The 19773-nt window shown below is 61.2% G+C and carries 16 protein-coding genes; 6 read left to right on the top strand and 10 right to left on the bottom strand.

The window, feature by feature from the left end:
• Nucleotides 1–477: 477 nt before the first annotated feature.
• The 7 genes from GcLGCM259_RS01510 to GcLGCM259_RS01480 all read right to left on the bottom strand — a co-directional run bounded on the left by GcLGCM259_RS01510 (nucleotide 478) and on the right by GcLGCM259_RS01480 (nucleotide 9874).
• Complete coding sequence (locus GcLGCM259_RS01510; protein WP_138925543.1) at nucleotides 478–1974, bottom strand: APC family permease; 1497 nt, start codon at nucleotides 1972–1974, stop codon at nucleotides 478–480.
• A 110-nt stretch (nucleotides 1975–2084) separates the two neighbouring features.
• Nucleotides 2085–3071, bottom strand: coding sequence for a phosphotransacetylase (locus GcLGCM259_RS01505; protein WP_212743863.1), 987 nt, complete (start codon nucleotides 3069–3071; stop codon nucleotides 2085–2087).
• A 27-nt stretch (nucleotides 3072–3098) separates the two neighbouring features.
• Nucleotides 3099–4493 (bottom strand): aspartate aminotransferase family protein, encoded by a 1395-nt coding sequence (locus GcLGCM259_RS01500; protein WP_054820483.1) that lies wholly within the window; start codon nucleotides 4491–4493, stop codon nucleotides 3099–3101.
• A 130-nt stretch (nucleotides 4494–4623) separates the two neighbouring features.
• On the bottom strand, nucleotides 4624–5814 hold the full coding sequence (gene alr / locus GcLGCM259_RS01495) for an alanine racemase (protein WP_138925542.1): 1191 nt from the start codon (nucleotides 5812–5814) through the stop codon (nucleotides 4624–4626).
• A gap of 110 nt (nucleotides 5815–5924) precedes the next feature.
• A complete protein-coding gene (gene pdxR / locus GcLGCM259_RS01490) occupies nucleotides 5925–7433 on the bottom strand; it encodes a MocR-like pyridoxine biosynthesis transcription factor PdxR (protein WP_138925541.1) in 1509 nt (502 codons plus the stop codon).
• An 11-nt stretch (nucleotides 7434–7444) separates the two neighbouring features.
• Nucleotides 7445–8344 (bottom strand): universal stress protein, encoded by a 900-nt coding sequence (locus GcLGCM259_RS01485; RefSeq protein ID WP_138925540.1) that lies wholly within the window; start codon nucleotides 8342–8344, stop codon nucleotides 7445–7447.
• A gap of 39 nt (nucleotides 8345–8383) precedes the next feature.
• Nucleotides 8384–9874 (bottom strand): helix-turn-helix domain-containing protein, encoded by a 1491-nt coding sequence (locus GcLGCM259_RS01480; RefSeq protein WP_171021125.1) that lies wholly within the window; start codon nucleotides 9872–9874, stop codon nucleotides 8384–8386.
• Between the two features lie 300 nt (nucleotides 9875–10174).
• On the opposite strand from GcLGCM259_RS01480, the gene GcLGCM259_RS01475 reads away from it, so the two are divergent.
• The 4 genes from GcLGCM259_RS01475 (at nucleotide 10175) to GcLGCM259_RS01460 (ending at nucleotide 15677) form a co-directional block, all read left to right on the top strand.
• On the top strand, nucleotides 10175–10780 hold the full coding sequence (locus tag GcLGCM259_RS01475; protein WP_138174419.1) for a HutD family protein: 606 nt from the start codon (nucleotides 10175–10177) through the stop codon (nucleotides 10778–10780).
• Nucleotides 10781–11295: 515 nt separating this feature from the next.
• Nucleotides 11296–12597, top strand: coding sequence for an isocitrate lyase (gene aceA, locus GcLGCM259_RS01470; protein ID WP_138174421.1), 1302 nt, complete (start codon nucleotides 11296–11298; stop codon nucleotides 12595–12597).
• A gap of 129 nt (nucleotides 12598–12726) precedes the next feature.
• On the top strand, nucleotides 12727–14364 hold the full coding sequence (gene aceB, locus GcLGCM259_RS01465) for a malate synthase A (protein WP_138925539.1): 1638 nt from the start codon (nucleotides 12727–12729) through the stop codon (nucleotides 14362–14364).
• Between the two features lie 212 nt (nucleotides 14365–14576).
• Nucleotides 14577–15677: an alpha/beta hydrolase gene (locus GcLGCM259_RS01460; protein ID WP_217496549.1), complete on the top strand. Its 1101-nt coding sequence runs from the start codon at nucleotides 14577–14579 to the stop codon at nucleotides 15675–15677.
• 13 nt (nucleotides 15678–15690) lie between these two features.
• Here GcLGCM259_RS01460 and GcLGCM259_RS01455 read toward each other — a convergent pair whose 3' ends face one another.
• A complete protein-coding gene (locus tag GcLGCM259_RS01455) occupies nucleotides 15691–16347 on the bottom strand; it encodes a YoaK family protein (protein WP_138925538.1) in 657 nt (218 codons plus the stop codon).
• Between the two features lie 269 nt (nucleotides 16348–16616).
• On the opposite strand from GcLGCM259_RS01455, the gene GcLGCM259_RS01450 reads away from it, so the two are divergent.
• Both GcLGCM259_RS01450 and GcLGCM259_RS01445 read left to right on the top strand, forming a co-directional pair.
• Entirely contained in the window at nucleotides 16617–17963 is a 1347-nt protein-coding gene (locus GcLGCM259_RS01450; RefSeq protein ID WP_138174737.1) for an amino acid permease, read from the top strand.
• Between the two features lie 28 nt (nucleotides 17964–17991).
• On the top strand, nucleotides 17992–18645 hold the full coding sequence (locus tag GcLGCM259_RS01445) for a DsbA family oxidoreductase (protein WP_138925537.1): 654 nt from the start codon (nucleotides 17992–17994) through the stop codon (nucleotides 18643–18645).
• A gap of 39 nt (nucleotides 18646–18684) precedes the next feature.
• Here GcLGCM259_RS01445 and GcLGCM259_RS01440 read toward each other — a convergent pair whose 3' ends face one another.
• Both GcLGCM259_RS01440 and GcLGCM259_RS01435 read right to left on the bottom strand, forming a co-directional pair.
• On the bottom strand, nucleotides 18685–19326 hold the full coding sequence (locus GcLGCM259_RS01440; RefSeq protein WP_138925536.1) for a LytR C-terminal domain-containing protein: 642 nt from the start codon (nucleotides 19324–19326) through the stop codon (nucleotides 18685–18687).
• 91 nt (nucleotides 19327–19417) lie between these two features.
• Nucleotides 19418–19717 (bottom strand): type II toxin-antitoxin system VapB family antitoxin, encoded by a 300-nt coding sequence (locus GcLGCM259_RS01435; RefSeq protein ID WP_054821128.1) that lies wholly within the window; start codon nucleotides 19715–19717, stop codon nucleotides 19418–19420.
• Nucleotides 19718–19773: the final 56 nt, after the last annotated feature.

The raw sequence follows: 19773 nt of genomic DNA, 5'->3' as shown, positions 1-19773 counted from the left end.
CGTTCAGGCGGGCGAAATTGCGTTGTCTGAAACGCCAGCCGCTCCCGGCCCATTGAGCCCGCCCGAGAAGAATGCTTACCCTCGGCACGCTGTTTCCCAGGTTAATTTATGCGGTCAAAGGAACGGCGTCCACATTCAAAAACGGAGGCTGGCCAAATAGTTCTTCGGCAACTTGGTGAGGGCCGAACCCAATGGCACATTCGTAGGCTCGCGTGACCACGCCAGAGAAAAGGCTTCCGTTGCCTGAATCTCACTCACGACAAGCTCGCAGACTGGAAGCACGTCAAACCATTTCCATGAGAGGGATCTCTGCGCAGGACAATGCGGAGGTGGGAAAGATAACTGGCTAACCGACAGAGCACACCAGGCTTACCTCATCCGGTGATGGGCGTCCCGACACCTTTGTCCCTTGAATACAAGACAAGGCCCGGGAAGACGAGGTTGCTTCCCGGGCCTTGTCAGCCTTTATTCGATTGCCTACCTTTTCACTTTGACCGCTAGCTCCGTGCCTGCTGGCCGCGGTGCTCCGAGCACTAGCATGTCGACTTGCTCATCGCTCAGTGTCTTATTGTGCTTACGACGCATGAGGAAGAACAGAACTCCGAGCAGCGTCCACACAGCCAGCGCGATCATCGATTCCTTTCCGAGCACTCCAGGTGACCCAGGAATCAATAGCAACGCCATAAACGTCAGCGAGGTGATCGCCCCAAGCAGGCTGAGAACCTTCTTTGAAGTCGAGTTGACGTCTCCTAGAGAGCTGATTCCCTGTTTGGAATTTGTCGTGCGGAAAAGCTTGAAAGCGCACAAACACGTGTACAGGTAAGCGACCGTTACCCCGACAGCCGACATGTCTACTACCCAGGTAAGCGCAGCGCGGCCAAACCACGGGCTGATCAAGCAAACTGCTGCCACAAAGAGAACTCCGTAGTGGGGGGTCTTGTACTTGGGGTGAAGCCGGGCAAACACTGCCGGAATCATCTGCGCGCGCCCCATGCCCAGCAGGATGCGACTGGCCGATACGTAGAAACCGTTCAGCCCCGTGCTGACGCCCATGGTGATGCCGATGGTCAGCAACAGCATTCCTACACCGCCCATGACCGCGGTCAAAGCATCGGCGCTACCCCAGGCCGAAGTCCCATTTGCCAAGGCCTCCCAAGGTGCACTGAAAGCAACTGCCGCAATCATTGCACAGTACAGCAATGCAGCAGCCAACAGAGCCAGCACGATCAGTCGCATGGCTTTGGCCGGAGGAAAATCGAACTCTTCGGCCGCCTGAGGCACATTATCAAATCCGATAAATGCCCAAGGCGCGATGGCGACGATCGCGGCAATAGCGGCAACTGGATTCACTTCAGCGGGAAACGCGGGGGTAGCGTTGCTCAGTACTGCCTGTGGACTGGCCAGGACGCCGACCAGGATGCACGCCACCGCTATCAGCATGATGACGCAGGCGATGAATTGAATTCTGCCCGACAGCGCTGTGCCTCGAATGTTGAGCAGGGCGAAGACGATCAGCACAGTCAACGAGATGGCTACCTCGACGATGTACACATCCCATCCGGCCACGGTGTAGAGGTATCCCTGCTGCACTACGTCCGGCATGAGCTTGCGGAAAAGCAAGGCCATGGCTGAAGCGTTCAGGGCCACAATACAGGTATACCCCAGGGTCAGGTACCAGCCGCAGAAGAACGCGTGTGTACGTCCGAAACCGACAAGCGCGAATGCTAGCTCACCACCGGAAACCGGGAAGGACTTGATCAGGAAGCCATAGCTGACGGCGATAAGAATCATCAGCGCTCCACCGATCATGAAGCCGCTCAAAGCTCCGACGGGTCCGCCGATCGCGAGCCAGTCAGTGGGCAAAATAAACGCGCCCCATCCGACGGCAGATCCCAGAGCAATTGCCCAGACCCACCGGGCCTTAAGTGTTTTGGCTAGGCGTTCGGGCTGTTCTCCCCCTGACGCGGATTCCATAGCGATTCCGGAAGGTCTCGCCGGTTGGCTGGTGTTGCTTGTAGTAGTCGCCTTCATTTTTACCTCGATCTCAAGTGGTGCTGCACTTCTTTGGACTGACTCTTACTCCTTCACGCCTCGGCGGGCGGTGAAGGCAGAGACTGCACCAAGCTGATAAGGGAGACATTTACGATGTCTGAGACGCTCGCCCCACGGGACAAGTCATTGACCGGTGCGGCCAGGCCCTGAAGGATCGGCCCATAGGCCTGCGCTTCGGCTAACCGCTGAGTGATTTTATATCCGATGTTCCCGGCCGCCAGGTTCGGGAATATAAACACGTTGGCTCTTCCGGCTACTTCAGATTGCGGTGCTTTAGCGGCTGCGACAGCGGAATCCGCTGCCGCATCAAACTGAAGTTCACCATCTACGCATAGGCTGGGGCGCCATTGGCGTACCAATTTCGTGGCTTCACGTACCGTCCTAATACTCGGATGCTCGGCGCTTCCGGCTGTGGAGAAAGAAAGCATTGCAACCCGAGGTGTTGTGCCTGTTATTGCTTGAAACGTACCGGCAGTATCGATGGCGATCCGAGCCAGTTGTTCGACCTCGGGGTCGGGTACCACCGCGCAATCGCCGTAGGCAAGATACTGTCCAGACGTCAAGCGCATCAGAAAGCAGGACGATACGGTCGCCCCTTTTTCTGCCGGTCCGACGACACGAAATGCGGAACGCATGATGTCTGCCGTGGGCAGGGTTGCCCCCGCCACAACAGCTTCTCCTTCTCCACATGCGACTTTCGCCATGGCCAGCGCCACCGGGTCTTGCAAGGCCTGGTCCACCGCTTCTGCACCGCGTGGTTCCAGCGAGGAACGCAGGTGCTCCTCAACCGATGAGGTGCGCAGTTCGCGTATCGAACAGTTCCCGACCGCTGCGGCGGGCGCCTGAAGCAAGACTGGTTGGGCACCCAGTCCGCTCAAGATATCCGCAGCGCGCTGTATCCGTTCATCTTGTCCTTCCGGCAAGATGATGCGATGCATGTTCCGGTAGGCAAGAGCTTGTTCGAAACGCTGTAGAAGCATCTGGTCAATGCCGGCGAGATCCACAATGGTGCTGGCCATGGAATGGTCCTTCCTGCGGTCCCGCGCTTAGACGCCTGCCAGCGATTGCACGTTAGTGCGCAAGTACTGATCGGCTGCGCTCATCACATGATCCACCTTGCCCAGCAAGTCATCCAGAACGTCCTGGTCGGCGACCAGCGGCGGGGAGAGCACCAGCATGGTGGCGCCCCGGTTGTCCGGGCGAGTAATGAGATTGACTTCCCGCATCGCCTTCGGCATCACCTGGGTCAGCAAGTGCTTGGATTCTTCCTCAGTCAGTTCTCGTCCAGTGTTCCGGTCACCCATCAGTTCGATTGCATAGAAGAATCCCGCACCTCGGTATTCTCGGATGCTCGAATGGGCATCGACCAGCTGGTTCAGTCCATTCTGGAAGTAAGGCTCGAGGCTACGAACGTTGCCTGTAATGTTCTCTTCCTTCAGAGCATCCAGGTTGGCCACGGCCACGGCAGTCGACACGGGGTGACCGCCCCAGGTGGCGCCATGTGTGAAGATCCCCGCCTGCGGACTGGCGAGCATGCCATCGGCCAGCGGCTTGCGAATGATCACTCCCCCGAGTGGCGCATAGCCACTTGTGGATCCCTTTGCAAAGGTAATCATGTCAGGGACCACATCAAACTTGATGCTGCCGAACCACTCGCCCAGTCGACCGAAGCCCGTGATGACTTCGTCCGCCACCAGCAGGATTCCATGCTCATCACAGATCTTTCGCAGTTCCTGCCAGTAGCCGGCCGGGGGCACCAAGGCACCGCGGGAGTTCTGAACTGGTTCGGCGAACAAGGCCGCGATCGTGTGACCGCCCTGCTCCTCAATGACCTGCCGAATCGCTTGAACCGAGGGCAGGTCTGCGGCGCTTCCGCCTTCTGGAATCGTTTCTCCCAGAGTATTTGGAACATGGAACACACCGGGCATCAAGTTGCCGAAAGGTTCCTTGTAGGCCGGGATTCCCGTTACTGCCAGCGCACCGAGGGTGGTGCCGTGGTAGGCCATGTTGCGAGCAATGATCTTGGTTCGCTCGGGCTGCCCCTGGCTGCGGTGGTACTGGCGCGCGAACTTGATCGCCGATTCCACGGCCTCAGAGCCGGAGTTGACGAAGAACGTTACATCCAGGTCACCCGGAGCCAAGTTGGCAATACGAGTCGCTGCCTCCACCGCTGCAGGGTGAGCTGAACCCCAGTTCGTCCAGTAGGCCAGTTCGGACATCTGCTCATAGGCGGCCTTCGGAATATCCTGTCGACCATGACCGATGTTCGCGCAGAAAAGCCCTGCCAAGCCATCGAGGTAGCGTTCCCCGGACTCGTCGAATAAGTAGCTTCCTTCGCCCTTGACGATAATCGGCAGATTCTTGTCATTCCACACCTGGCCGGCAGTGAAGTGCGGGTAGAGGTGCTGCTGGGCACGATTGCGGATGTCTGAAGCGGTCATTGCTTTCCTCCTTGATGAAGATCTGATCCTGCCAGCGTTAGATTCACTAACAACTACCAAGATTTGATGTGGTGAATATCACTCTGCCTTGTCGCTGGGTCCTTTCCCAGAGCCACAATGGAGCCAGTTTTTAGGTACCAGATGTTGAATCTCGATAGTTTCGTGGGACTCTTGCGCCAATGCCCGTGAGGATCTCATAGGGTATGGTTCCTGCGGCTTCCGCCCAATGCTCAACTGTTGGTTCGCCATCTTGTGCAGAACCGAAGAGAACGGCTTCGTCTCCCGCCTGGATCGCGTAGTCGCCCACGTCGACCACGAACTGGTCCATGCAAATGCGCCCTATAACGCGGAAGTGCTCGTCCCCGATGCGCACAGGTCCCCTTGAACTGGCACTCCGAACCACACCATCTGCGTACCCAAGAGGCACGACAGCCAGCCGCGTGGCTCGAGCGGTTTTCTCGGTCGCCCCGTAGCTGACAGGTGCTCCAGCAGGCGCTGGCTTCACGTTCACGATCTTCGCGCTCAATCTCATGGCGGGCTGTAGTTGCATCCGTGAAGTTCGGGCTTCACGGGGCAATGGGTTGATGCCATAGACGGCTAGGCCGGTGCGCACCATGTCGAAATGGGCATCGGGGCGGGAGAGGGTTGCGGCAGAATTTGCAATATGGCAAAGCTCTGGTCTGAGCCCCAGATCTCGTGCGACGGCTATTGCTCGACGAAAGTTGGAAAGCTGAGCGTCGATGGAAGGATGCCCGGGTTCATCGGCACAAGCCAGATGGGACCATACCCCGACGATGCGGACAACACCGTTAGCTTCTGCACGGCGGGCGGCTGCGCATAATTGAGGCCATGACGCTGCGTCGGCGCCACCCCGCCACATGCCGGTGTCGATTTTCAGGTGAATACGGGCAGTGGCTCCGGCTTCTCGGGAGGCTTTGATGATTTCTGCTAGCTGTTCGATGTTGTAAGCCGCTACATCGATCTGCTTGGAGAGTGCGGTGACAAAATCTGCGCCTGGTGCCGCCAGCCATGCGAAAACCGGCGCCTCGATACCCGCGTCTCGCAGGGCGAACGCCTCCTCCAGAACGGCAGTCCCCAGGAAATCCGCGCCACCCCGCAACGCAGCCTCGGCCGAGGGAATCAACCCATGACCATAGGCATCGGCTTTTAGCACGGCCATCACCTTGGATTGCGCGGCAAACTGGCTCAGAAGAGAAACGTTTTTGCTGATGGCAGCCAAATCGATATCGGCATTTCGCTGTCCACGCCCATATTGGGCCTCGGGTTTAGCCGCAAACGCGGCTTCTTGTTGGGCGGTCATAGCGTGCTCCTTTACACACTCGGGTACCTTCCCAACTACTGTCGCCGAAGCAGACTCGCGGCCCTAGACCCAGATCGCACTGGTTTTCCAAGAACCAGCGGTAAGAAGGTCTATAGGCCGAGGCCGTGAACGATTTTCGCCAGTCGTCTTATCCCCGGTTCTATGGCCGCTGCGTCGATTGCGGCAAACCCGAGTCTGAAAAAATTCCGGTGAGTAGACGGATCGTCAAAGAACACGTCACCGCGTTCGATGACGACTCCTTCCCTCAGGCACGCCGCTTGAAGTTCGATGCAATCCAATTCCTGCGGCCCCCTAATCCACACGCTGACTCCTCCGGGTGGAGCCGACACGTCCCAGGGGAGGTACTTTTCAAGTGCTTCGACAAGCAAGCGCCATTTCCGCTGGAGTTGCGTGCGCCGCCGCGAAATTGTTCGATGGTACTGCCCAGAGTCAATCAGCATCGCCATGGCGCGCTGGGGATGCCCGGCGATATGGCGGATGCGGTATCGCCGTTGGCTTCTCAACTCAGCAATGATCACGGGGTCACCAACTATGTACCCCATGCGAAGCCCCGGAGCGAGAAACTTGGTGAAGGATCCCAGATAAACGACGTGCGCCGAATTAGGTAGAGCTTTCAACGCCGGAGTGGGTTTTCCCCGATACCGAAACTCGCTGTCGTAGTCGTCCTCGATTACCAAGGTTCCGCTTGCAAGTGTCGCATCCAAAATAGTTCTGCGACGACTAACGCTGAGTGTCACATTCGTTGGACTGTGGTGGCTTGGGGTCAAGTAGAGTGCGTCCAAACCAGCAAATGATTCTGGCGGGATCAGCCCATGTTCATCTACGTCCAGAGGGCGCAGTTCAGCTCCAGTACGTGCGAAAGTATGACGAGCGTCCACGTAGCCAGGATCCTCCACGGCAACTGTTGAGCGGCTATCCATGATCGTCTGGGCCAGAAGATCTAGTCCTTGTTGCGAACCCGCGGTTATAAGTACGTTCTTGGGCTCGGCAACAATCCCGCGGGACGGTAGCACTCTGCGGCACAGAACATCAATTAGGTAAGGGTCATCCTCATCGACAGAGTCGCGTAAGGAGTAATGCAAGTGTGGTGGATCCAGTGCATCCCGCAATGCACGAGCCCATGCCAAACGCGGGAAATCGCGTTCGTCAACCTGCCCGGCGACAAACGGATAGCGGTGTTCTCGCCAATTGCTTACCTTGGTGATTTCGGGCCTGTCTGCGCCTACGCGCGGACGAATGTGCTGACTCCAGTCGATGGCCGTGGGGCCAACAACCGCGTTGTGGGGCAAAGGCGCAGAGGCGTCTAAGATCTGGGCATTGATGAAATAGCCGCGTCGAGCGTGGGATTCTATGATTCCACAGGCCAGCAACTCCTGGAAGGCCGCATTTACTGTGTTTCGTGACAACCCGAGCTCGCGTGAAAGCTCCCTGGAAGAGGGCAGAGGAGCGTCTGGAGCAAAGCCGCCCACGCGGATCTGATGCTCTAGAGCTCGACGCAACTGCCGGTAAAGCGGCTCTCCGACCTCGGAACTGATCGAGATTGGGGCAAGAATCTGCTCATACACTTCAGGAGCAGGTTTCTGAGAGTTATTCGTCATGTCAGCGTCACTCAGAGCTGGATTGAGTGCGTGGAATTTCTGCTCAGGTGGTACCGGGGAACTACCACCATGGGCACAGGAAGAGCCCGGAGCATTTTGTTGGCGGTTGTTCCCATGAAAATCGTGCTCCGCTCGGCCAGACGGCTGGAACCGATGAGAACAATTTCGGATTCGTCCCATTCCAACTGCTCAATAGCCGCCTCAATCGTCTTTCCCTGAGCCACTTCGGCAGTTACGAGAGTTCGATGGGCTACGGCCGCCACGGCCTGATTGAGCATTCGTGTGGCATGCGCCTGCGCTCGTTGTTGCAAATTGCCAACTTTACGCGCGGCGCTGAGATCCAAGGCAACCAACGACACGAGACGCAACGGAACATGGCGTAATGCTGCGGCTTCAACGGCTACGTCTAAGACGGCATCAGATCCGGAACGCAGCCCCACACCGCAGGTAAAACGTGTGAGGTGACGCGGCGGAAGATACCCTGTTGGTGCCAAAGCCACCGGAACCGGTGATGAATGCAGAAGGGCATTGGCAACACTTCCGACAGTAAAACGCCGCAGTGGGCCATGACTCGCTGCGCCAATAACGACCAGGTCAGCGTTAAAACTGGAAACACTCTCCAACAGCCCTTGAGCCATCGAGTCCGCGAAACGGACCCGGGTCCGAGCGTTTATCGACGAAGGTATCAGATCCAAGGACCTCTTCATCCATGTTTGCGCAGTTTCAAGCTGGTACTGCTGAAACACCTTCTCGCTCTGGGTAGACGCATCTTCCGGGGAGACACCGTGAATGATGTGCACAAGTTCCAGCTCCACCTGATCAAGCTCAGCCAGGGAACGGGCCAAGGTCAAAGCCAGCGAAATCGCGGCTCGTCCCCGTTCATCATCGGTACAACCGATTACATACTTCAAGCTTCACTTCCTTCTAACGAGATTTCTGACGGTGCTAGGTCACTTGATTTGCGCATGATGATGGAGGAAGGCGTAAACCTCTGTTTCATCAACACCGGGGAATGCGCCCTGCGGCATCGCTGCCAAAAGATGAGTCTGAGCTCGGGCGCTTGGCCATGCCTGCCCTGCCCATTCTTGCTGCAGATCGTGAGGGGGCCTACGACAACAGGAAGGGTCTGGGCAGGTTGAAGTTGATCGCTCAGTTGTATCGCGGCCGCGAAACCATTTGACATGGACATATGGAACCCCGATACTCAGCGAGAATCGGCCGCTGGTCGAACGCTCGGTACGCGCCGTGCACCAGAACGTTCCTGCAATCGTATCCGTGTATTGGTTAAATGCACTGAACTGGTCTGGAACGTTAAAAACTTCTCGGCTGGTCCAGTACCGGCACACCGACTGTCCTTCGATCGCGCCAATGTGATCCTGCGGAAAATTCACGCCGTCATTCTCATACGCCTTGTGAATGATTCCTGACTCGTGCACCTTCTGGAAATGCACCGGAATTCCCAGATGTTCTGTCGCAAGATTGGTGAAACGGTGAGCTGCCGTCTCGTAGGAAACAGCAAAAGCGTCCCGGATATCTTCCACTGCGATTTCGCGGGCTTCCTTTGCGCGTTGCAGAAAATCGACAGTAGCTTTTTCGGGCATCATCAGCGCTGCAGCAAAGTAATTGGTAGAAACTCGTTGTCTCAGAAATTCGGCGTAGTCCTTCGGCGTTTGATGCCCAAGTACCTGATGTCCGAAAGCCTGCAGAAGGACCGAACGTGTGCTGAACTCCGATCGAGACGACTGCGTCAAGTAAATGCGCTTGTTTTTCAGGTCGGTTACGGATCGTGTCGAGTGAGGGAGGTCAGACACATTGTGGAGTGTAAAGCCCAGGTGACTTGCGATATCGGTAATCTGATGTGTTGACAGCGGTCCCTCGGTTTGGCCGATTGCTTTCAGCAACGAGCTGGCTTCTTCCTCTAAGGACGGGAAGTAGTTGTTTCGTTGCCGCATTTCCTCACGAAGTTTGGTGTTCGCCCGCCGCGCCTCCTCCGGTGTCGCTGCTTGTTCATTAAGTCGTCGTTCCAGTTCTCGTTGCAGCCCCACCAAGGATTCCAGCACATCCATGGATAGCGTGCTGCTAACGCGGACCGTCGGCAGGCCCAACGATTGATATAAGGGCCCTCGCTGAGCCCGCTCCAGTTCGATTTCGAGTGCTGCCCTTCTGGAGGGCGGCTCAGTACCAAGAAGGTCATCGATACCGACTTCTAGGGCTCGGGCCAAAGTTCTGAGAAGTGAAAGCTTCGGTTCCCGTTTGCCGTTTTCAATGAGCGACAGCTGGCTGGGTGCTGTATCCACGAGTCCGGAAACATCATCGAGGGTGAAGCCCTTTTGCTTCCGAAGGTGCCGAATCCTTCGTCCAAGCGCGATGGAATCTAGCTCTGCACGTTCGGAATCGTCTGATTCACCGGGAACCTGCCCGCTCCATGTGGTAGTCGTCACACGCACAGTCTAGGAAAGAACTGAGATACTTTCCAGCCTTTGGTAATTTCGTTGCCGTCCTTGAATATCTGCGGTGCGTACGCCGTCAAAGAATCCCTGAAATTACAAGATGACTCATGGCAGGAGCTCCAGGTCCTGGAAAACCGGAACACGCTTATAGTCTTCGCCTCGTGAGTCCTTTAGGACCGAGTCCGCATCGAGTAGGCCGGAAACCTAAGGTGCCGGAGATCTCTGCGTGTGCGCTTCTTTGTCGTTCACCGCCGATGCCCCGACTCAAACTACGACCCTTAGACTCGTACCATGAGCGAAAACGTCTCGTCATACACGCCCGGTTCAATCATTCCACTTGCCACCAGCACAAAGCGGTCGTGGGAGTTGGGGGACATGCGACAAATAGCCACTGGAACAGTCTCCCAGAAGGGACTACTAGTGCCATCATCGAATGACGAGACATCATGGTTTCTTTCGGTTCGGTCCGTAGAACGCGCTGGTATTTTTGAGACGTCAATGCTCCGACAGACTGTGACTATTATCGAAGGCGAGTTCCTCCAGCTAAAGGTTGAGGGAAAGAGTCAAGGCCTCGAATTATTTCGACCTCTTACTCTTGCCGATAGGTCATCAATCGAAGCCGCCCGCCCCATGGAACAACTGCTGATTCTTCATCTGGCGCATGACACATCCAAGGTAAGCGGTGTCGTCCGCCTGGTCGAACTGTCCAAAAACCGCGAGCAATATCTATTTGACGGGCAACTCGGCGTCCTCATCCAAGGACAGGCCATCGTGAATACCGCCGATAACGAGTCGCGCATGATGTTGCGTGACACGGTCATTGGTAGCGAGTCAGAAGGCGTTAGATTACACGGGCGGGGGACGCTCGCCGTCGTTTCTCTGGACCGAAACGGGTAAACAGCACCTCGCTACCCCTGCGAACCCGCACTCGGAGTTAAGCACGCGCCTGGGAATAAGGGCCGTCTATGCTCGGAATTGCCCACCCATCCCACTGCATGGCCATGCATTCGCTATACCTCGGTTGTATAGCCGGGAGGCTTTTTGGAGTTCCGACACATCGCAAACTTCCGGGCGGCTTCTTGCGCGCAGTTCTGTACCACCACTGCAAGCGGTTCCCTCTTATCCACGAATCGCACCACGTTGCGCTTGCAAAAAACCCTGAAATCTATAATTTGCCGATTCTTCTGGGTTGAATCCTCAAAAATCGCACGCTCTTCATGATCCACCTCATAGATAAGCGAAAAAGACTAGTTCTTCTCACACCATCAATAATCGGAGATCTTTCCTTGGATAACCTCTACCAACACTCTTGCCCCTAGGGAAAAGTAGTTGTCACGAGGAAGTCCACCGGCAAGATCCGGCAAGACCGGAGCATCACCGGTAGAGGACGACAGCTGACGAAGGAGCAGGACATGACCGATCAGAACACCACCGAGAACCGGATTGCAACCCTTGAGAATGACTGGGCAAACAACCCGCGCTGGGCGGGGACCACCCGTGATTACTCGGCAGCCGAGGTCGTCAAGCTCCAGGGCCGAGTCCAAGAGGAGCATACACTGGCCAAACGCGGTTCGGAAAAGCTGTGGAAGCAGCTGACTGAAGAAACCCCGACCGGCGGCTACACGAACGCACTGGGGGCCCTGACCGGCAACCAGGCGGTCCAGCAGGTCAAGGCCGGACTGCGGGCCATCTACCTTTCCGGCTGGCAGGTCGCCGCGGATGCCAACCTTTCGGGCCACACCTACCCGGACCAGTCGCTGTACCCAGCCAACTCGGTGCCGCAGGTGGTGCGTCGCATCAACAATGCCCTGTTGCGCGCCGACCAGATCGAATTTTCCGAAGACATCAAGACCGTCGAGGACTGGCTGGTTCCGATCGTCGCCGACGCCGAAGCCGGCTTCGGAGGGCCGCTGAACGCCTACGAACTGATGAAGTCGATGATTACGGCTGGCGCCTCAGGCGTGCACTGGGAAGACCAGCTGGCCAGCGAGAAGAAGTGCGGCCACCTGGGCGGCAAGGTCCTGATCCCCACCCAGCAGCACATCCGCACCCTGAACGCCGCCCGCCTGGCAGCGGACGTCGCCGGCACCCCGAGCGTGGTCATCGCCCGTACCGATGCAGAGGCCGCCACCCTGATCACCTCGGACGTGGATGAACGCGATCAGCAGTTCATTACCGGCGAGCGCACCGCGGAAGGCTTCTACAAGGTGCAGAATGGCATCGAGCCGTGCATCGCTCGGGCCAAGGCCTACGCGCCCTACTCGGACCTGATCTGGATGGAAACCGGCACCCCCGACCTGGAAGTGGCCCGTCGGTTCGCCGAAGCTGTCAAGTCCGAGTTCCCGGATCAGATGCTGGCCTACAACTGCTCACCGTCGTTCAACTGGAAGAAGCACCTGGACGACGCGACCATCGCCAAGTTCCAGCGCGAGCTGGGCGCCATGGGCTTCAGCTTCCAGTTCATCACCCTGGCCGGCTTCCACGCCCTGAACTACTCGATGTTCGACCTGGCCCACGGCTACGCCCGGGACGGCATGAAGTCCTACGTCGACCTGCAGGAGCGCGAGTTCGCCGCCGAGGACCGCGGTTACACCGCCACCCGGCACCAGCGTGAGGTCGGCACCGGATACTTCGATGACATCTCGACCACCCTGAACCCGAACGCTTCGACCCTGGCCCTGGTGGGATCCACCGAAGAAGGCCAATTTCACTAAACTGGCTCACTTTTCGAGCCTTGGTGGGGTCTGAAACGCCCCGGCAGCCGACAAACTCAGCACCAGTCGTCAGCGGTTGCCGGGGCCCACGGGCCCCACCAGCCATTAAGTCTTTAAGGATATGCAGCCATGAACTCCCCAATCACTTTGAACACCGTGTCCATCACCGCTTCCCCGGTGCGCTACCAGGAACAGATCCTGACCGCCGACGCACTGGATTTCATCGCCAAGCTGCACCAGGCATTTGAATCCCGCCGGGTGGAACTGATGCAGCGCCGCCAGCTGAACCGGGCCCGCATCGCCAACGGCCACGACCCGAAGTTCCTGGATTCCACCCGCCATATCCGCGAAGACAACAGCTGGCAGGTCGCCCCGGCCGCACCGGGCCTGGAGGACCGCCGCGTGGAGATCGCCGGCCCCATCGACCGCAAGTCCACCATCAGGGCACTGAACTCCGGCGCCAAGGTGTGGATGGCCGACATGGAGGACCAGTGCTCCCCCACCTGGGCGAACGTCATCAAGAACCAGGTGAACCTGCGCCGGGTGCTGGACGGGACCATTGACTACACCACCGTGGAGGGCACCGTGCTCACCCCGCGCAGCACCGAGCTGCGCGAGCTGCCCACCATCGTGGTTCGCCCCCGTGGGCTGCACCTGCCGGAGAAGAACATGCTCATCGACGGCAAGCCGATCGCCGGCGCGTTCGTGGACTTCGGACTGCACTTCTTCCACAACGCCCAGCGCCTGATCGCCGCCGGGCGCGGCCCGTACTTCTCCCTGCCGAAGCTGGAAAACCACGCCGAGGCGCGGCTGTGGAACGACGTGTTCATCCTGGCCCAGGACCTGCTGGGCATCGAGCAGGGCACCATCCGCGCCACCGTGCTGATCGAGACGATCACCGCCGCGTTTGAGATGGAGGAGATCCTCTACGAGCTGCGCGACCACTCGGCCGGCCTGGTGGCCGGGCGCTGGGACTACATCTTCTCGATCATCAAGAACTTCCGTTCCCGCGGCGCCCGGTTCGTGATGCCCGACCGCGACTCGGTGACCATGACCAGCCCGTTCATGCGGGCCTACACCGAGCAGCTGGTGCGCGCCTGCCACCGCCGCGGGGCGCTGGCGATCGGCGGGATGAGCGCGTTCGTGCCCAACCGCAAGGATCCGCGCATCAACGAGCAGGGCTTCGCCGAGGTCAACGCGGACAAGTCCCGTGAGGCGGCCGAGGGCTTTGACGGCTCCTGGGTGGCGCACCCGGACCTGGTCCCGGTGGCGATGAAGGCCTACGACAACGTGCTGGGCGAGAACCCGAACCAGGTCTCCAGGCTGCGTGAGGATGTGCAGCCCTCGGCCTCCGAGCTGCTGAACGTTTCCGGGCTGGGTGGGCGCATCACCGAAACCGGGATCCGGGACAATGTGGAGATCGGCATCCGCTACATCGAGTCCTGGCTGCGCGGCAACGGCGCGGTGACCATCCGCAACCTGGTGGAGGATGCCTCCACCGCGGAGATCTCCCGCTCCCAGCTGTGGCAGTGGATCCACCAGTCGGCGATCACCGACGAGGGCGAAGTGGTCACCCGGCATTGGGTGAGCGAACTGGCCGAGGAAACCATGGAGAAGATTGAGCGTTTCGAAGGTGACCGCTTTGAGGAGGCCATGGAGATCTTCGAGGCCTGCTCGCTGCGCGACGACTTCCCGACGTTCCTGACCTCCAACGCCTACCTGCGCTACCTGGACAAGCCGGCCCGCCAGTACGCGATGGCCAGCTAATCCCGCAAGGACCTGCGGCACCCGCCAGCATTCCACCAGGTTTCGGCCCCCAAGTTCCCGGTTCCGGCACTGTTGCCCGTACCGGGGGCGAGGCGGGCCGGGGCCCCAGGAATCCGCGGTGGGTGCCGCTGTGCTGTGCCCGGGCGCTGCAGCTGTGCGCCGGAACCGGGGGGGCGGAGGGACCGGAGGCGGGCAGCGCCTATGCTGGAGGCATGGCAGCAGAATGGGACCGGCAAGGGCAGGGATGGACCGCTGACGTGCTCGGCGAGGACTTTGAGTGCCGGGTGCTGCCGTTGCCCGATGCTGAGCAGGCCACCCTCATCCGGCACCGTCCGGCCCGCTGGCGCCGTGCCGTGGGCGGGGTGCTGCGCGGGCACTCGGTGCTCTACCTGCACGGCTGGTCCGACTACTTCTTCCAGCGCGAGCTGGCCGAGTTCTTCAGCGCCGCCGGGGCGGACTTCTACGCGGTGGACCTGCGCAACTACGGGCGCAACCTCACCGCGCAAAGCACACCGGGATACATCACGGACCTGCAGGAATACTCCGCCGAACTGGATGCCGCCCACCGGATCATGAGCGCCGAACACCCGCAGAACCGGGTGGTGCTGCTGGGGCATTCCACCGGCGGGCTGACCGCATCCCTGTACGCGGCGCAGAACCCGCAAAAGGTGGATGCGCTGGTGCTCAACAGCCCCTGGCTGGAATTCCAGGCCACCGAGTTCGGGCGCACCGCAATCTCCGCACTGTTCGCCGCCGGCTCGCGGCTGAACCCGCTGCGGGAACTGCCGCAGGTGGACCCCGGGTTCTACACCCGCAGCGTCTCCAGCGCCTACGACGGGGAATGGGACTACAACCTGCAGTGGCGTCCCCCGCAGGGGTTTCGGATCACCACCGGGTTCGTCAACGCCGTGTTCCGCGCCCAGGCCACCGTGGCCAAGGGCCTGGAGCTGCAGCAGCCGGTGCTGGTGCTACTCTCCGCCCGTGACTACCTGCTGCCGCGCTGGACCCCGGACGCCACCCGCGCGGATGTGGCCCTGAACGTTCAGGTGGTGGCCCGGCGCAGCGTGGACCTGGGCGCCAACCTGTCCCTGCTGCGCCTGGACGGGGCGCTGCACGACATCTTCCTCTCCGTGCCCCAGGTGCGCCAGCGCGCCTACCTGGCCGTTGGCTCCTGGCTGGATACCCAGCGCCACCGGATGGCCGGGTCCCGGCTGCAGGCCCTGGCCCGCAGGGTCACCGAGGACACCGCCGCCCGGCGCAGCGCCGCGGCCACGTCAGCGGATGGGGCCGGGCAGCAGCCGGGGGCAAGGTAGCGCTCGGCTGCGGCTAGGGGCGCAGGGCGCGCTGCCGCCGCTCATGGTTCAGCCCCAGGGTGGCCCACAGCAGCATCGCCGCGGCCGCGATCCACAGCACCGCCAGCCCGAACGCCAGGTAGCTGATCGCCCCCAGAAGCGAGCCCAGGGTGATCATCGCCCACAGCACCGCGTAGGGCGCCCACATCCCCCGGTTCCCGCCGCTGAGCGCCGCCGCCAGCTGCTGGCCGAGCTTGACCAGCGTGCCGGTCATGTAGGTCAGCCCCATCGACACCTCCCCGGAGCGGGTGTAGCTCACGTTCACCGCCCCCATCGCACTGGCCAGCACGCAGGCGGTGAGCACCTGCCCGCGCTCGCCGAGCAGCGCCGCTACCACCAGCAGGGCCCCGGAAATGTACATCACGATCGGCCGGCGGTGCACCCGGGCCCGGGCGCCGACCAGCGTGGCCAGGATGACCCCGAGCACGAAGCAGGAGACAAACGCCATCGCCAGCCACCACCCGGTCACATCCCCGCCGGCCAGCGCCGCCGAGGAGCGGGTGGAGTTGCCGGACATGAACGACAGGAAGTACCCGGAGTAGTGGATGAACCCCACCCCGTCCACGAATCCGGCGATCGCCGTGATCGCGCCGGCGAAGAACACTCCCCGCCACGACAGGTTTCTGGCCACCACTTCCCCCTTCACCCAGGCCCCGGCGCGTGCCTGCGGTCAACCTCATATTGACTTGCGCCACATCAGTACCCAAAAGGGCGCGGCAGCGCGTATGATTTTCACGGTTCGACGTCCACCGCCGCGCAGGTGCCGGCGCAAGGCCGGCAGAGCGGTGCGCGGTAGGCGCGTCACCGACTCCAATCTAGCCAACCAGGAACCGAGTTCGCACCGTGAGTGAAACCCAGCAGGCCCTCGCCCGGGGCCTGAATGCCCGACACATCCGCTTCATGGCCCTGGGATCGGCCATCGGCACCGGGCTGTTCTACGGCTCCTCGGCCGCCATCCAGGCCGCCGGACCGGCGGTGCTCTTCGCGTACATGATCGGCGGCGCCGCGGTGTTCGTGGTGATGCGCGCCATGGGCGAGATGGCGGTCAAGCACCCGGTCTCCGGCTCCTTCGCGCACTACGCCGCGCGCTACCTGGGGCGTTTTTCCGGATTCGTCACCGGCTGGACATTCACCTTTGAGATGGCGATCGTGGCGATCGCCGACGTCACCGCGTTCGGCATCTACATGGGCTTCTGGTTTCCGCAGGTCCCGCGCTGGATCTGGGTGGCGGCGGTGGTGCTGCTGATCCTGGTGATCAACCTGATGAAGGTCAAGGTGTTCGGGGAAACCGAATTCTGGCTGGCGGTGATCAAGGTCAGCGCGATCGTGGCGATGATTGTGGCCGGCGCCGCGCTGATCGTCTTCGGGTTCCACGCGCCCGGGCAGGACACCGCCCCGGGCCTGGACACGCTGCTGGCCGCCGGCACCCTGTTCCCCAACGGCTTTACCGGCCTGCTGCTCTCCTTCGCCGTGGTGATGTTCGCCTTTGGCGGCATCGAGACCATCGGCATCACCGCCGGGGAGGCCGATGACCCCGCCCGGGCGGTGCCCGCCGCGATCAACACGGTGCCGTGGCGGATCCTGCTGTTCTACGTCGGTTCGCTGGCCGTGATCATGATGCTCTTCGACTGGCGCCAGATCGACGGGACCACCTCCCCGTTCGTGCAGATCTTCGACGCGCTGGGCATCCCGGCCGCCGCCCACGTACTGAACTTCGTGGTGATCACCGCGGCGATCTCCGCGATCAACGCGGACACCTTCGGCGCCGGGCGGATGCTCTATGCCCTGTCCCTGAAGGGCCTGGCCCCGCGCTCCTTCACCCGGGTCTCGGCCAACGGGGTGCCGTGGATGACCGTGCTGGTGATGGTGCTGGTGCTGGTGATCGGGGTGGTGCTCAACGTGTTGCTGCCCGAGCAGCTGTTCCTGATGATCGCCTCGCTGGCCACCTTCGCCACCGTCTGGGTGTGGGTGATGATCCTGGCCTCCTACCTGTCGATGCGCCGTGAAATGGGACGCACCGGCGGCAAGCGCAACGCGTTCGAGGTGCCCGGCGGCAGCCTGAGCGCCTGGGCGGCGCTGGCGTTCATGGGCTTTGTGGTGGTGCTGCTGGCGTTGAGCGCCGAAACCCGGGTCGCACTCTACGTGGGCGCCGGCTGGCTGGTGCTGTTGGGCATCAGCTACAAGCTGCTGGTCAAGGCCCCGGCCGCGCAGGCGGTGGACGCCCCCTCGGGCAGCGGCCGGGAATAAGCCCGCCCGGCCCCGGGTTGGCACCGACATGAGTGAACAACGTCTTCGCGTGGACATCTGGTCCGACATCGCCTGCCCGTGGTGCTTCATCGGCAAGCGCCGCTTCGAGTCCGCGCTGCAGCAGCTGGACTTTGCCGACCAGGTCGACGTGCACTGGCACGCCTTCCAGCTGGACCCGAGCCTGCCCGAGCATTATGCGGGCACTGAACTTCAGTACCTCAGCGAGGTCAAGGGAATGCCGGCCGAGCAGGTGCAGGGCATGCTGGAGCACGTCACCGACCAGGCCGCCGGTGAGGGGCTGTCCTACGACTTTGAGAAACTGCGTCCGGCCAATTCGTTCAACGCGCTGCGGCTGCTTCAGTTCGCCAAGCAGCAGGGGCAGGGCTCGGCGATGAAGGAGGCGCTGCTCTCGGCGCACTTCGAGCGCGGCCTGGACACCGGCGACCGGGAAACCCTGGCCGACCTGGCCGCCGCGGTGGGCCTGGATCGTTCGCAGGCGCTGGACGTGCTGGAAACCGATGCCCACGCCGATGAGGTGCGAGCCGACATCGACCAGGCCCGCCAGCTGGGCATCAGCGGGGTGCCGTTCTTCGTGCTGGAGGGCAAGTACGGGATCTCCGGGGCGCAGCCGGCCGAGAACTTTGTCCAGGCGCTGCGTCAGGTGCGTGCCGAGCAGGCCTAGCGGCAGGAGACCGCCGGCATCCCTGCCGTCCGGCTTCTTCTACTTCTTCGCCGCCGGCGCGGCACACCGCAGGGGACCCGGCGTCTTGTCCAGGCGCCGGGTCTTGGTCATTTCGGCGAACTTCGCACCGATTTCAAAGTCCACCTGCGCCCCGCGCTTGTCCTTGTCGAACACGTATACGGCCCCATCCAGGTGCCGCTGCAGGGTCAGCGCCTGCGCATAGCCCTGCGGGCCGGAAACCACCGCGCCCACCGTGTCCGCGTAGTCGCTGACCGCGCTGGTGGTCAGCGCAATCTGAAAACCGCGCTGGGACAGCTTCTGTGCGGTGCTGCCGCCCAGGCCGTTCTGCCCGCCCGCGTTCAGCACCCGCACCTCGACCTCGCTCGGATCCAGGTAGGTGAAGTCACGCTGCGGGCAATCGGGGTTGGCAATCGGCTGCTGCTGGTCGGCGGCGGCCGGGGTCTGCCGCTGCCCGGGTAGCTGGATCTTCTGCGTGAACACCAGCAGCGCCACGACCAGCACGACGGCCACCAGTGCGCTGAGCGCGCCGAACACGGCGTTCTGCCGCCGGCGGCGACGCCGTTTGGCCTGGGCGTCGGACTGGAAGGACAGCTCATCCTCCCCCACAATCCGCTGCCCATGCCAGGTGTTCGCGTCCTGGGGTTCCTGCTCGCCGCTCATGGCCCACCTTTCCGGGCCCGCGCGCCGCGCTCCGTAGTGGCCGGCCTGGCCGGGGCGGCGTCGATGCCCTGTGTGACCTGTAGCTTACCGGCTACTCGTCCAGGTTCAACACCCTGGCGTGCATTATCGAACGGTGGTGCAAGGCGGTGCGCACGGCGCGGTGCAGCCCGTCCTCCAGATACAGGTTGCCCTGCCAGCGCACCACGTGCGGGAACAGATCCCCGAAGAACGTCGAGTCCTCGGCCAACAGGGCTTCCAGGTCCAGGGTCCGCTTTGTGGTGGTCAGCTCCTCCAGGCGCACCTGCTGCGGGGGAATCGCGCTCCAGTCCCGGGTGCTGCGCATCTGATGCTCTGGATAGGGGCGCTGCTCTCCTACTGCTTTAAAAATCACCCCTCCAGCATAGAAAACCGCTGTCGGCCCAGACCCGCAACGCAACGGATGCGGCC

The organism is Glutamicibacter creatinolyticus, assembly GCF_006094275.1.
Classification (GTDB): Bacteria; Actinomycetota; Actinomycetes; order Actinomycetales; family Micrococcaceae; genus Glutamicibacter; species Glutamicibacter creatinolyticus.
This window is presented reverse-complemented; position numbering and strand designations above follow the sequence as displayed.

Excerpts from the sequence above, each read along its gene's own strand:
- GcLGCM259_RS01510 (WP_138925543.1), bottom strand. The coding sequence starts at position 1,974 with ATGGAATCCGCGTCAGGGGGAGAACAGCCCGAACGCCTAGCCAAAACA.
- GcLGCM259_RS01505 (WP_212743863.1), bottom strand. The coding sequence starts at position 3,071 with ATGGCCAGCACCATTGTGGATCTCGCCGGCATTGACCAGATGCTTCTA.
- GcLGCM259_RS01500 (WP_054820483.1), bottom strand. The coding sequence starts at position 4,493 with ATGACCGCTTCAGACATCCGCAATCGTGCCCAGCAGCACCTCTACCCG.
- alr (WP_138925542.1), bottom strand. The coding sequence starts at position 5,814 with ATGACCGCCCAACAAGAAGCCGCGTTTGCGGCTAAACCCGAGGCCCAA.
- pdxR (WP_138925541.1), bottom strand. The coding sequence starts at position 7,433 with ATGACGAATAACTCTCAGAAACCTGCTCCTGAAGTGTATGAGCAGATT.
- GcLGCM259_RS01475 (WP_138174419.1), top strand. The coding sequence starts at position 10,175 with ATGAGCGAAAACGTCTCGTCATACACGCCCGGTTCAATCATTCCACTT.
- aceA (WP_138174421.1), top strand. The coding sequence starts at position 11,296 with ATGACCGATCAGAACACCACCGAGAACCGGATTGCAACCCTTGAGAAT.
- aceB (WP_138925539.1), top strand. The coding sequence starts at position 12,727 with ATGAACTCCCCAATCACTTTGAACACCGTGTCCATCACCGCTTCCCCG.
- GcLGCM259_RS01460 (WP_217496549.1), top strand. The coding sequence starts at position 14,577 with ATGGCAGCAGAATGGGACCGGCAAGGGCAGGGATGGACCGCTGACGTG.
- GcLGCM259_RS01450 (WP_138174737.1), top strand. The coding sequence starts at position 16,617 with ATGGCCCTGGGATCGGCCATCGGCACCGGGCTGTTCTACGGCTCCTCG.
- GcLGCM259_RS01445 (WP_138925537.1), top strand. The coding sequence starts at position 17,992 with ATGAGTGAACAACGTCTTCGCGTGGACATCTGGTCCGACATCGCCTGC.
- GcLGCM259_RS01440 (WP_138925536.1), bottom strand. The coding sequence starts at position 19,326 with ATGAGCGGCGAGCAGGAACCCCAGGACGCGAACACCTGGCATGGGCAG.